The organism is Labrys miyagiensis (assembly GCF_030160835.1).
Taxonomy (GTDB): Bacteria; Pseudomonadota; Alphaproteobacteria; order Rhizobiales; family Labraceae; genus Labrys; species Labrys miyagiensis.
In genome coordinates this window covers 1-8,078 of sequence record NZ_BSPC01000020.1, presented here as the reverse complement: position 1 = coordinate 8,078, position 8,078 = coordinate 1, and the positions used below count along the sequence as shown (strand labels likewise).

Annotated in this window: 6 protein-coding genes and 2 pseudogenes; 7 read left to right on the top strand and 1 reads right to left on the bottom strand. The window is 59.4% G+C overall.

The genetic code is table 11. The features are described 5' to 3' along the window. The first annotated feature begins 387 nt into the window (after nt 1-387). The 7 genes and pseudogenes from QQL24_RS10975 (at nt 388) to QQL24_RS10945 (ending at nt 7,530) form a co-directional block, all read left to right on the top strand. On the top strand, nt 388-1,371 hold the full coding sequence (locus tag QQL24_RS10975) for a sugar phosphate isomerase/epimerase family protein (protein WP_284312029.1): 984 nt from the start codon (nt 388-390) through the stop codon (nt 1,369-1,371). Between the two features lie 42 nt (nt 1,372-1,413). Beyond that, nucleotides 1,414-2,469 (top strand): sugar ABC transporter substrate-binding protein, encoded by a 1,056-nt coding sequence (locus tag QQL24_RS10970; protein ID WP_284312028.1) that lies wholly within the window; start codon nt 1,414-1,416, stop codon nt 2,467-2,469. Nucleotides 2,470-2,528: 59 nt separating this feature from the next. Next, nucleotides 2,529-4,055 carry a sugar ABC transporter ATP-binding protein gene (locus tag QQL24_RS10965; RefSeq protein WP_284312027.1) on the top strand — a complete coding sequence of 509 codons (1,527 nt, stop codon included), beginning with the start codon at nt 2,529-2,531 and terminating at the stop codon, nt 4,053-4,055. 3 nt (nt 4,056-4,058) lie between these two features. After that, nucleotides 4,059-5,027: an ABC transporter permease gene (locus QQL24_RS10960; RefSeq protein WP_284312026.1), complete on the top strand. Its 969-nt coding sequence runs from the start codon at nt 4,059-4,061 to the stop codon at nt 5,025-5,027. After that, nucleotides 5,024-5,893, top strand: coding sequence for a MurR/RpiR family transcriptional regulator (locus QQL24_RS10955; RefSeq protein ID WP_284312025.1), 870 nt, complete (start codon nt 5,024-5,026; stop codon nt 5,891-5,893). The genes QQL24_RS10960 and QQL24_RS10955 overlap by 4 nt, the downstream gene beginning before the upstream one ends. Then, nucleotides 5,890-6,774, top strand: a complete 885-nt coding sequence (locus tag QQL24_RS10950; RefSeq protein ID WP_284312024.1) for a ribokinase — start codon at nt 5,890-5,892, stop codon at nt 6,772-6,774. The genes QQL24_RS10955 and QQL24_RS10950 overlap by 4 nt, the downstream gene beginning before the upstream one ends. Before the next feature lie 61 nt (nt 6,775-6,835). Continuing rightward, nucleotides 6,836-7,530: pseudogene (locus tag QQL24_RS10945) on the top strand (IS6 family transposase). Nucleotides 7,531-7,833: 303 nt separating this feature from the next. On the opposite strand, the pseudogene QQL24_RS10940 reads toward QQL24_RS10945, so the two are convergent. Then, nucleotides 7,834-8,078 (bottom strand): annotated as a pseudogene (locus tag QQL24_RS10940) (glycosyltransferase family 2 protein); the annotation flags it as partial.

Here is an 8,078-nt window from a genome sequence, read left to right as displayed (position 1 = left end):
TTCATGCAGCAGGTCCTCCACATTCCTCCATGACAACGGGTAGCGCACGTACATCATCACAGCGAAGCGGATCACGTCTGGCGACGAATTGAAATAGCGAAACGGATTGAGTTTGGGGCGCGCCATCCTCGCTCCCTACCCGACGCCGCCACCTTCGGCAATTTGCTCTGACAGAGCCCCGTCGACGTCTCAAGTTGACCCGTAGCGGAATTCGAGAACGTCCACTTTTGTATGCCTTATTGATTTCTCCCCTCTGGATGGGTCGAAAGCCAGACTAAAGGCTTGAAAAAACTTGAAGACGGGCGGCGGCTCTCCCATCAGCAATTTTCATATTGACTACTTCACAAATTTCTGAAAAGTTGTGAATTAAGAAATGAAGAGGCTGACATGGCAATCACGCGGTTCGCGACACGGCTCAATTCCTTCAGTTCGGCGCCCCATCTGGCTTGGCCCGATCTGCAGGGCAAGCCGACTTTTCTGCAGATGGCTCAGCGCGCCGCAACGGCAAAGGGCTTAACGGACGTAGATCTGAACTATCCTGATCATGTAGTAGATGATCCCTCTGACTTGGCTAAGCGGATTGCCGATCTTGGTCTTTCGATCAACGGGCTGGCGATGCGCTATTATACCAACCCTGCCTTCAAGCGCGGAGCCTTCACAAATCCAGACGAATCCGTGAGGCGCGAAGCGATTGAACTGACAAAACGCGGCATCGACGCCTCTCGGGCCATGGGCGCCAATCTGATGACGCTCTGGCTGGGCCAGGACGGCTACGACTACAATTTCCAGCTTGATTACGAACAGGCCTGGGACTGGGAAGTCGAGGGCATTCGCGAAGTGGCCGAGCATGATCCGGAATGCCTGATCAGTATCGAGTACAAGCCCGATGAACCGCGGGCGCAGGCACTCCTGCGAGACGCATCGACGACCCTTCTGGCCATCGCCGACGCGGGCGCTGCCAATCTCGGCGTGACGATCGACTTCGCTCACTCGCTTTATGCCGGTGAGCAGCCCGCGCTCGCCGCTCACCTTATCCATCGCCGCAGCCGCCTTCTCGGTGTCCATCTGAACGACGGCTACTCGAAGCGTGACGACGGGCTGATGGTCGGTGCGGTTCACATGCGCTCGACCCTGGAGCTGCTGCAACAGATCCGTCAGGACGGATACGACGGGGCGCTCTACTTCGACACTTTCCCTGATGCCAGCGGCCTGGACCCAGTCGCAGAATGCGAGGTCAACATCGCGACCGTCCAGCGTCTTCTCTCAATTTCCGATCGGCTGAATGCAGACAATCGTCTGAAGGATGCAAAGGCAAAGCAGGACGCTGTCCTTAGCCAGCAGATCGTAAATCAGGCGCTTATCGGCGCCTAGCCTGCCTCATCAAACCCAATAGTCCACCTTGGAGGAAATGTGATGAAATTCGCAGTGAAGACGCTTGTCGCCAGTTGTGCGCTTGCCCTGACCATGGGCCTCGCTCACGCTCAGGATCTGGCTCCGCTCAACTCGGACACTGAAAAGGATCGCATCGACTGGTCGCAGTTGCAGAGCAAGTTCGGCGACGTACCGGCTGCGGCTCAAGGTACGCAGATCGGCGGTGTCTCCAAAACGCTGACCAACGAGTATTGGCGTACTCTCGGTGAGGGGTATCAGAATTACGCCAAGGCCCACGGAGTGGTCGTTACGTACCAGGCGGCCCAGAGTGAGGGTGACCAGCTCGGCCAGCTCTCAATCACGGAAAACCTGCTCTCCCAGGGCTTTAAGGCGCTCCTGCTCTCGCCGCAGACGGACTCAAACCTCCAGCCAGTGGTCGAGAATGCCGAGTCCAACGGCGTCCCTGTTATCAACGTCAACGACGCCGTGATCCCGAGCGCGAAACACTACGTCGGCAACGTCCAGCGCGACAACGGCGTCAAGGTCGCAGAGTGGTTCCTCAAGAACCGCCCCCAGGGCGGCAAGGTCGCCGTGATCGAAGGCCAGGCCGGTGTTTACGCCGCGGGCCAGCGCACCAAGGGCTTCAGCGAAACGATCTCGAAGGACGGCAAGTTCAAGGTTGTCGCCAGCGTGCCTGGCAACTGGGACCGTCAGCTCGCCTATGATACCGCGGCGACCATCCTGCAGCAGAATCCAGATCTCGTCGGCTTCTACGCCAACAACGATGGCATGGCTCTCGGCGTTATCGAAGCTGTCAAGGCGGCAGGTGCGAAGGACAAGGTCGTTGTCTTCGGCACCGATGGCATTACGGACGCTTACGCTTCGATCAAGGCTGGTGACCTGACGGGCACGGTCGACTCCTTCCCCGAACTGACCGGTGAGGTCGCCATGGAGACGGCTTTGCGCTTGCTCGGCAAGCAGGCATTGCCGCGTGTCGTAGCGACCCCTCAGGCGCTCATCACCAAGGACAATGTCGACACCTTCTCCACTAAGGGTGACGCCCTCCGCCAAGTCCTTCTCAAGCAGGCCAATCAGTAAGCCTGAGGGCCAGCACCGCCCACAGTGGTGCTGGCCTGCAAAATCTTGGAGATACCCGGATGGACACCGCTGTACCGCGTCTCAAATTGATCGACATTGGGAAGAGTTTTGGTGGTCTGCGTGCCCTGGACGCCGTCAGCTTTTCCATAGCGCCTGGCACAGTGCATGGCCTTCTCGGTGAGAACGGCGCCGGCAAGTCCACGCTTCTACGCATCCTCTCGGGTGTGCTTGAAGCCTCGGACGGACACATTGAGCTGGATGGGCAACGTATCCAGGGCCATGGGCCGGTGGCAGCGCGCCAGGCTGGTATCGCGATGATCCATCAGGAGCTGCAGCACGTTCCAAATCTCACCGTCGCGCAAAACATGTTCCTAGGCCATCCAAAAACGATGGCCGGCGGAATGCTGGTCAATCGGAGCGCACAGGAACAGGCGGCCCGCAAGGCTCTGGCGCCACTCGACCCGGCAATCGATCCTTCGGTCCCGATCAAAACTCTTAAAGTCGCTCAACGGCAGATCGTGGAGATCGCCCGTGCGATGATGGAAGACGCCAAGGTGCTGGCCATGGACGAGCCCACCTCCAGTCTAACACCCCCTGAGTTCGAACGCTTGGCCGTCCTGATCGCGGAACTCGCGAGCAAAGGTGTTTCCGTCATCTATGTCTCTCACAAGATGGATGAGGTTTTCCGCGTCTGCCACAACGCCACCATCCTGCGCGACGGTCGGAAGGTCGCCGATGTTGTGATGCGTGACACCAATGAGGGCGAGGTGGTGACGCGAATGGTCGGGCGTGAGCTGGCCGTGGCGGAGCATAAGAGCTTCACTCAAAGCGAGACCATGCTTGAAGTCGAGAACCTCGGCCGCGGGGAGGCCGTGCGTAATGCATCCTTCAAGCTGCGCAAAGGCGAGGTCATCGGCATATCGGGACTCGTGGGTGCCGGTAGGACTGAATTGCTGCGCCTCATCGCAGGGGTCGACCATCCTGATACCGGAGCGGTTCGTGTGCGCGGCCAGAGCCTGCCTTTGGGCAATGCTCGTGCCGCAATCGCGGCTGGCCTCGGCCTGCTCCCCGAGGAACGTAAGCGCGACGGCATCATCGCCAAACGCTCGGTGAAGAGCAATATCGGCCTGTCATCGATGCGCCGCTTCTCGCGCTTCGGCTTTGTTCAGCAGCGTGCACTGGCCACAGAGAGTCAGGCGATCATGCAGAGCCTCAATCTTCGGCCGTTGGAAATCAACCGGCCGATCGGCCGCTTCTCGGGCGGCAACCAGCAGAAGGCAATTATTGGTCGGTGGATCGCTGCGGGCGCACAGATCCTTCTGTTCGACGAGCCGACACGCGGAATCGACGTGGGCGCGAAGGCAGAAATCTATTCCGTCATTGAAAAACTGGCCTCTGAAGGGCGCGCCATCGTCGTGGCGTCTTCCGAGCTTCCGGAGATCCTCCGCGTCTCGGACCGCGTCCTTGTCATGCGTGCCGGAGAAATCGCGGGTGTCCTTGAACGTCATCAATTGACGGAAGAGGCGATCGTCGCCCTCGCTGTTCCACAGTCCGGTCAAACAACAACACCCGTCGGGAGGCCTTGAGCCATGTCCAGCAATGCCATAGCCGCGGCCTCGAGCCGATTTAGTTTCGCCTTCGCCCTGCGTGACGCCGGCACCTTCCTCGGCCTCGTCGTTATCGTTGTGATATTCTCGCTTCTATCGTCTAATTTTATGACTGAGCAGAACATTCTCAATATTCTGCAGCAGTCCTCGATCAATGCCTGCGTTGCACTCGGCATGACGCTTGTGATCATTGCCGGCGGCATTGACCTCTCGGTCGGGCCGACTGCCGCGATCGCGGCAATTGCCGCTGCCGCGTTGATGGCGGCTGGCGCTCCGATCGTGGTTGCGATCCCGGTAGCGCTTGTTTTTGGCCTTATAACCGGTGCGGTGAATGGCGTTCTGGTTGCTTATGGCGGCCTGCAACCCTTCATCGTCACGCTCGGCACCTTGTCGCTCTACCGGGCCTCGGCCCTCATCTATACCGGCGGCAATCCTATTTTCGGCATCCCGGCGGCATTCAGGGCAATCTTCAACACTTCGCTCTTCGGCGTGCCCCATCCGGTGATTATCGTCGGTATCCTGGCCATTATCGTTTGGGTCGTGCTGAACAAGACCCCACTCGGTGAATATTTCCTCGCGGTCGGCGGCAATCAGGAAGCATCGCACGTAGCAGGTGTTCCGGTCGAGCGAACCAAGATTGCCAGCTATATGATCTCCGGTGCGCTTGCCGCCGTGGCAGGTCTCATCCTGGTCGGCCGCCTGGGTGCTGCCGATCCAACGCTCGGCAATCTTTGGGAGCTGGATGCCATTGCAGCTGCTGCGATCGGTGGCGCCTCGCTGATGGGCGGCAAGGGCTCGGTCGTCGGCACCTTGCTCGGTGCCATTATCTTGGGCTCCCTGCGCAATGGCCTGACCCTGATGAATGTGCAGGCGTTTTACCAATTGCTTGCAACCGGCCTTATAATCCTTGTGGCAATGCTGATCGATCGCGCCACCAGGGGACGGGAATGAGTATGACCACACATGATCCTCGGACAGTCGGTCCGAGGATCCGCATGATGATGCCGCATCTGACCCCTCTCGAGGGCCGGGTGGTTGAGAATATCCTCGGCCGGAAAAATTTCGACGAAACGACAGCCTTGAAGTCCGTCGCCGACGATGCCGGCGTCTCCGAGGCGATGATCGTCAAGATTGCCAAGAAGCTCGGCTTTTCAGGCTTCAAGGACTTCCGCACCGGCCTGGTTGATTACCACAACCTACCGACAGCCGAGCTGCATCAGGAGCTTTCTCCTGACGATACGGGAATGGAGATCGCCCAGAAGGTCTTCAGGACCTCGATCCACGCACTTGAGGAAACGCTGTCGATCCTTGATCCCGAGGCTTTCGAGCGAGCGGCGGACCTCATCTTCGCGGCACACCAAAGGGACTTCTACGGCATCGGCGGCTCGGCCCAGATCGCGCGGGACGTCGCCCACAAGTTCCTGCGCATCGGCGTTCGAGCCAGCGTCTTCGACGACGCCCACATGATGCTGATGTCGGCTTCGCTTCTCGGTGAAGGGGATGTCGCAATCGGGTTCTCTCATTCCGGTGCGACGAACGCGGTTATCGAGCCTCTGGAGCTTGCCCGCCAGCGCGGCGCACGCACAATTGTTCTGACCAACTACGCGACGTCGCCAATTGCGCAGTTCGCGGACGTCGTATTGTGCTCAACCGCTGTCGGCTCTCCTCTCCTGGGTGAGAACGCTGCGGCTCGTATCGCCCAACTTTTGATTTGCGACGCCATTTTTGTTGCGGTCGCTCAGCGTGACTTGTTGGCCGCCGAGAGAAACCTGGCGGCGACGAGGAATGCTGTAACCTTGAAGAGACGATCTCCATGACAAGCACCCGGAAGGCCAAAGTGGTGGTGGTGGGAAGCCTCCACTACGACATTATGGTGGAGGCGCCCGATCGGCCCAGAAAAGGCGAAACCGTGACAGGTTACTCCTGGCGTCCAAAGTTCGGGGGCAAGGGCGGCAACCAGGCCGTCGCCGCCGCGAAAGCGAACGCCGATGTCAGCATGGTCGGCGCAGTCGGAGATGACGATTTTGGCCAATTTCTACTGACGAAGCTTCAGACGGTGAACATCAATGTCTCTCGCGTCGAGCGCCTCCCTGGCACGGGCTCTGGCATGAGCGTCGCCATATCGGACTCCTCAGGTGACTACGGCGCAGTTATCGTCTCTGGGGCAAATCTGCTGGTTCCTCCTGAAGCGGTCACTGATGCGGCTTTATGGTCTGACGCGGGCGCTCTCATTCTGCAGAACGAAATGGCGGATGATCTCAATATTGCCGCGGCCCGATCAGCTCGACAGGCTGGAGTGCGTGTCTGCCTCAATGCAGCGCCCTACCGCCCACTCCCGCCGGCATTATCCGAAGTGATTGACCTGCTCATCGTGAATGCGATCGAGGCTGAACAGCTCGGAGGCCTTGAGGTACGCGATCTGAATTCCGCCAGGACTGCTGCTGAACGTCTGACGCAGCACTATGCAACTGTCGTCGTGACCGCAGGAGGAGATGGCGTCGCGGGTTGCGAGAAAGGCAGGGAGCCAATAGCGCTTGAGGCATTGCCGGTCGAACTGGTCAGCACCCACGGTGCGGGCGACGTCTTCGTTGGGACTCTGGTAAGCGCAATTGCCAGCGGGGCCGGATTTGGGGCAAGCCTCAAGACAGCAAATGATGCAGCGGCAGCGCATGTGTCATCGCAACCTGCCCACGCATAAGTCATCGAAGCATTGTCACGGTAACTTTGACGAAGTGAGCCGCGCCGCGGTAGGACAGGGCATGCAGCCAATTTCCTATGCCCGCCACCAATATCCCCCCGAGATCATCCGGCACGCCGTATGGCTTTATCTGCGGTTCACCCTCAGCTACCGCGATGTAGAGGAGTGCTGGCGGAACGTGGGCTCGACGTCTCCTACGAGACGATCCGCCGGTGGGTGCTCAAGTTCGGACTGATTTACGCTCGCAACTTGCGTCGGCTGCGACCGCGGGCGGCAGAAACATGGCATCTGGATGAGATGGTTGTCTCTATCCAGGGCCAGCGCATGTTTCTGTGGCGGGCCGTCGACAGCGAGGGCGAGATCCTCGACATGCTGGTCCAATCGAGACGCGATAAGGCTGCAGCGCTTAGGCTTCTACGCAAGCTGCTGAAGAAGCAGGGCTTTGCTCCGACAGTGTTGGTGACGGACAAATTGCGATCCTACGCAGCCGCGGGACGCGAACTCCGTCTCTCCGCACATCATGAGCAGGGCCTGCGGGAGAACAACCGAGCCGAGAACTCCCATCAGGTTGTACGGCGGCGGGAGCGAAAGATGCAGCGGTTCAAGTCAGCGGGATCCGCCCAATGTTTCCTTGCCGTCCATGCCGCCATCCACAATGCGTTCAACCTTCAGCGCCATCCTATCTCCCGAGCGACGCTACGCCTCTTCCGAGCTCCGGCCGCTCAACAGTGGCAGATCGCAACCGCCGTGGCCTGAGCGCAGCGTTGAATCGGGACGAGTCTGGTTTACCGGAGTTCACGTGACAATGCCCCATCGCAGAGTGCCGCGCTGAGCTTTTGCCTCAACTGCTAGAAGGTGCGCACTATGAGAGGGTGCGAAGGTCGCTAGCTCTTGCGAGCGAATCTCACCGACAAGGACCTGACTCTTGTATTGTAATGTTACTCCAGCTCTTTGCCGTTGAAGAGGCATTCAAGACTCTAGAGCGCGACCTTGTCATCCGCCAGATCTTCCACCAGGACGCGAATAGTGGCGAACCTGCTCCCCGCCTGAAGCACCTTCCTACATCTTCTCGATCTTGCTGGGATCGAGCCTGCCCCTCACCAGATCCCATAGAGCCAGCAGATTGCCGACAAGCCGGCCGCGCCGGTCGGCCCAGGGCTCGGGATTGAAGCTCTTGAGGAGATTCGCCGAGAAGTTCCGCACGCCGCCTTCCAGGGCACCGCGCAGGCTCATATTGCCCTTGCGCAAGATATAGACGCGGTTGGCAATCTGCGAATAGCCCAGGCGCCTGCCCAGGCTGCGGC

Coding starts and splice junctions, on each gene's coding strand:
- QQL24_RS10975 (WP_284312029.1), top strand. CDS start 388: ATGGCAATCACGCGGTTCGCGACACGGCTCAATTCCTTCAGTTCGGCG.
- QQL24_RS10970 (WP_284312028.1), top strand. CDS start 1,414: ATGAAATTCGCAGTGAAGACGCTTGTCGCCAGTTGTGCGCTTGCCCTG.
- QQL24_RS10965 (WP_284312027.1), top strand. CDS start 2,529: ATGGACACCGCTGTACCGCGTCTCAAATTGATCGACATTGGGAAGAGT.
- QQL24_RS10960 (WP_284312026.1), top strand. CDS start 4,059: ATGTCCAGCAATGCCATAGCCGCGGCCTCGAGCCGATTTAGTTTCGCC.
- QQL24_RS10955 (WP_284312025.1), top strand. CDS start 5,024: ATGAGTATGACCACACATGATCCTCGGACAGTCGGTCCGAGGATCCGC.
- QQL24_RS10950 (WP_284312024.1), top strand. CDS start 5,890: ATGACAAGCACCCGGAAGGCCAAAGTGGTGGTGGTGGGAAGCCTCCAC.